The sequence below is a fragment of the Amycolatopsis sp. CA-126428 genome (assembly GCF_002904335.1).
Lineage (GTDB): Bacteria > Actinomycetota > Actinomycetes > Mycobacteriales > Pseudonocardiaceae > Amycolatopsis.
In genome coordinates, this window is sequence record NZ_PPHF01000113.1 from 1 (window position 1) to 3,684 (window position 3,684).

Consider the following 3,684-nt stretch of genomic DNA (forward strand, 5'->3'; position numbering starts at 1 on the left):
AACGGATCTTGAACACCCTTCGCCCATCTCCGGTCAACACCCAGACTTACGCATTACTCGTCTAGCTCCGGCGGTCGAAACGCGAAACCGGGCCCGGGTCCCTGGCGGAGGACACGAGCCCGGTTCACCTCTCGCGAACCCTCAGCAGGTCACGATGAGCCCGGTGAGCGCCGAGCACGTCTTCGACGCGCTGTCGTTGGCGGCGTTGGGATCCGACGGCGAGCTCGCCGTCCGCTTCGCGGTCGTGGTGTACGAACCGAGCGCGAGCAGGCCGCCGTTCACCGAGAACTTCGGTGTCGCCGACGCGCCGCTGGCCAGCGAAGCGACGTCACAGTTCACGGTCCGGGTGCCGCTGACGGCGGCGCACCCGGAGCCACTGGCGAACGACAGGCCCGCCGGATACGTGGCCACGACCCGGGTTCCGGTCGCCGTGGCCGAGCCGGTGTTCGTCACGGTGACCGTGTAGTCGATGCGCGCGTTCAGCCCGCCGTGCCCGATGGCGCCCAGCGCGACCTTGACGTCGGCCTGCGCGGCCGGGTCGGCGACGGTGATCACCGGGCCGTCGAGGGTGTCGAACGCGTAGTTGTCGCCGACGAACTGGTGCTGCAGCGTGAACGACCCGGGCGCCGCGGTGTCCTTGACGCGCAAGGTCCACACCGTGGTCTTCGTGCCGCCCGCCTCGAGGTCACCGAACGCGGCACGGTAACTGCTCCCGGCCCGGAAACAGCCGACCGCCGTCGTATTGGTGCAGGACACGACGTCGACGACGTCGGTGATCGCGGTCGGCGTGCCGTAAATGGCGCCCTTCGCGAAAGTCACCGTGAAATCGGTGGGGTTGTGAATGGTTTGCGTGATCGTGAATGTCTGTCCCGGCAGCACCGTGGTGGGACTGACTTCGACGGAACTGGTGGGCGTGTCCGCCTGCGCAGCGGGGGCGATGGCGATGAACGCCGTGGCCAGTGCGGCCACCGAGGACAGGATCGTGGTCCGTCGCCAGGTTCTTTGCATAGTCGTCATCTCGCTGTTCCAGTCCGGGGAATGCCGCTCTGACAGATCTTGCACAGGTCTTTTCGGACGCCGACGCTGATCAGTCGTCGCGCTCCCGGGATTCGTTACCGCATCCGGACGCGCCCCGGCACCTCCGTCAGGCGGGCCGCCAGCGGCCGTTCATCTCACCGGGCCGGGGCGGCGGACCCGGCAGATCCGGGCCGTTCGCCGACAACCCCTCGATGAGCAGCGCGAGGTACCGGTGCCGCAGCTGCGACGTCCGCTCCTCGTCGTCGACGCGGATGGCGGCGCAGCACTCGAGGATCATGCCGATGTCTTCGGTGACGGCGTCCGGCCGCAGGCGCCCGGTTTCGCGCGCCCGCTCGACCAGGTGCTTCGTCAGCTCCCCCGCCCGCCGCGCGTCCTGGCCCATCTCGGGGGTCGGGGTGAACGTGCCGGCGAGGTGGACGGTCAAGGAGTGCACGTCGAGTTCGACGACCCGGGCGAGGAAGCCGGTCAGCGCCGCCCAGCCGTCCGGTTCCTCGGCGGCGACTTCGGCCTCGCCGATGTACATGAGGAGCCCGTCGTGGCAGATGCGGCAGAGCAGGGCTTCCTTGCTCGGGTACCGGCGGTAGAGCGCGCTGATGCCGACGCCGGCGCGCTCGGCGACCTGGGAGATCGGCGCCTTCGGGTCGCCCAGGAAGACGTGGCGGGCGGCGTCGAGGATGACGATGTTGTTGCGGGCGGCCTGGCCTCGGCGGCCGGGCAGGGCGGTCTCGGGCGGGGCTGTCTCGCGCATGACCCGAGATTACCACTGGAACGGATCATTCCGGTCTGCTACAGTTCGGAACGAAGCATTCCGTTCCCTCTCCGAAGGAGCCAGTCATGACGGTCCCCGCCCTCCGCCCGTTCCGCGTCGAGATCCCGCAGCCCGCCCTCGATGACCTGCAGAACCGCCTGCGCGGGGCGCTGTGGCCGGACGACCTGCCGGCGGAGTACGGCGTCACGAACGAGCGGGTCCGCGCGCTGGCCGAGTACTGGCTGGAGAAGTTCGACTGGCGGGCGTTCGAGGCGCGGCTCAACGCACACCCGCAGTTCGTGACGGAGATCGACGGCGAGACCATCCACTTCCTGCACGTCCGCTCGTCACGGGCGGACGCGACACCGCTGGTGCTGACGCACGGCTGGCCGGGCTCGATCGTGGAGTACCTCGACGTGATCGGCCCGCTGACCGAGCCGGCGTCGGCCGGCGAGCCGGCGTTCCACCTGGTCATCCCGTCCTTGCCGGGCTTCGGCTTCTCGGGCCCGACCCGGTCGGCGGGCTGGGGCACGCACCGCACGGCGGCGGCGTGGACTGAGCTGATGAGCCGCCTGGGTTACGAGAAGTACGGCGCGGTGGGCAACGACGCGGGGTCGATGGTTTCGCCGGAGATCGGCCGGAACGCGCCGGAGAAGGTCGTCGGGGTGCACGTCACGCAGCTGTTCTCGTTCCCCTCCGGCGACCCGGCGGAGATGGCGGACCTGAGCGAAGCCGACCAGGCCGCGCTGGCGCACCTGCAGTGGTTCTACGAGAACATGTTCTCCTTCAACACGCTGCACAGCCAGCAGCCGCACACGCTGGCGTTCGCGCTCGCGGACTCGCCGCTGGGCCTGCTGGCGTGGAACGCGCAGCTGTTCGGCGAGCACCTGGACCCGGAGTTCATCCTGGCGAACGTGGCGCTGTACTGGCTGACCCGCACCGGCGGCTCGTCGATCCGCTTCTACTACGAGGACGCACACACGACGTCACACCCGGAGGGCCCGACGACGGTCCCGACGGCCCTGGCGATGTTCGCGGGCGACTTCCAGTCGATCCGCCGGTTCGCCGAGCGCGACCACGCGAACATCGTCAGCTGGAACAGCTACGACGTCACGGCCAGCTCCGGCGGCCCCCGCGACGCGGCCGGCCACTACGCGGCCCACGAGGCCACGGAGGTCCTGGTGACCGACATCCGCCAGTTCTTCGCGGGCTTGAGCAGCGGCTCGTCCTGGCCGGTCCTGGAGGCAGCCCACGAAGCCCTGCGGTCGGCCATCGCGGGCGTGACGGACTGGTCGGCCCGAACGCCGTGCGCGGAGTGGAACGTGACCCAGGTCCTCCAGCACGCAGCAGGCGACCAGCTGGGCTACGCGGCAGCAATCACGGGTTCGGGCGGCCCGGACTTCAACCCGTTCGCCCCGTCGGGAGAGCTCCCGATCCCGGCGGCGGAGTACCTGGAGCCAACCTTGTCAGCCTCGGCGGCGGCATTCGCCACGGTGGCCCAGGACGCCCCTTCGGTCCCGACACCGTTGCCCCAGGGAGCGTTCCCGGCCCCGGTGGCGGTAGGAGCAGCGGCATTGGACGCGGCGGTCCACGCATGGGACATCACCCGGGCGGCGGGCCAGCAGTCCCCGCTGACACCGGAGCTGGCCGAGCAGCTGCTCCCGATAGCCCACCAGCTGGCCGAGCCCCTGCGCGGCTTCGCCTACGCCCCGGCCCTGGAGGGCAAAGCCGACGACGACGCGGTCGCGACACTGCTCCGGTACCTGGGCCGCAACCCGGGGTGGACCGCCTGAAGCGCCGGGCCCCCGGGCCCTCGGGGTCCGGGGGGTGTCCCTATGTGGTTGTCAAGCCGCGGCGGGGACGGGAGTGGGTTCGGGGTGGCGGTAGTGGGTGCCGTT

General features: G+C 70.4%; 3 protein-coding genes. 1 reads left to right on the forward strand and 2 read right to left on the reverse strand.

The window, feature by feature from the left end; all coding sequences use genetic code 11:
* Positions 1–141: 141 nt before the first annotated feature.
* Both C2L58_RS27620 and C2L58_RS27625 read right to left on the reverse strand, forming a co-directional pair.
* Positions 142–969: a DUF11 domain-containing protein gene (locus tag C2L58_RS27620; RefSeq protein ID WP_103340610.1), complete on the reverse strand. Its 828-nt coding sequence runs from the start codon at positions 967–969 to the stop codon at positions 142–144.
* A gap of 175 nt (positions 970–1,144) precedes the next feature.
* Complete coding sequence (locus C2L58_RS27625; RefSeq protein WP_103340611.1) at positions 1,145–1,786, reverse strand: TetR/AcrR family transcriptional regulator; 642 nt, start codon at positions 1,784–1,786, stop codon at positions 1,145–1,147.
* Positions 1,787–1,872: 86 nt separating this feature from the next.
* On the opposite strand from C2L58_RS27625, the gene C2L58_RS27630 reads away from it, so the two are divergent.
* Positions 1,873–3,579, forward strand: a complete 1,707-nt coding sequence (locus tag C2L58_RS27630; RefSeq protein WP_103340612.1) for a TIGR03086 family metal-binding protein — start codon at positions 1,873–1,875, stop codon at positions 3,577–3,579.
* Positions 3,580–3,684 lie beyond the last annotated feature (105 nt).

Coding starts and splice junctions, on each gene's coding strand:
- C2L58_RS27625 (WP_103340611.1), bottom strand. CDS start 1,786: ATGCGCGAGACAGCCCCGCCCGAGACCGCCCTGCCCGGCCGCCGAGGC.
- C2L58_RS27630 (WP_103340612.1), top strand. CDS start 1,873: ATGACGGTCCCCGCCCTCCGCCCGTTCCGCGTCGAGATCCCGCAGCCC.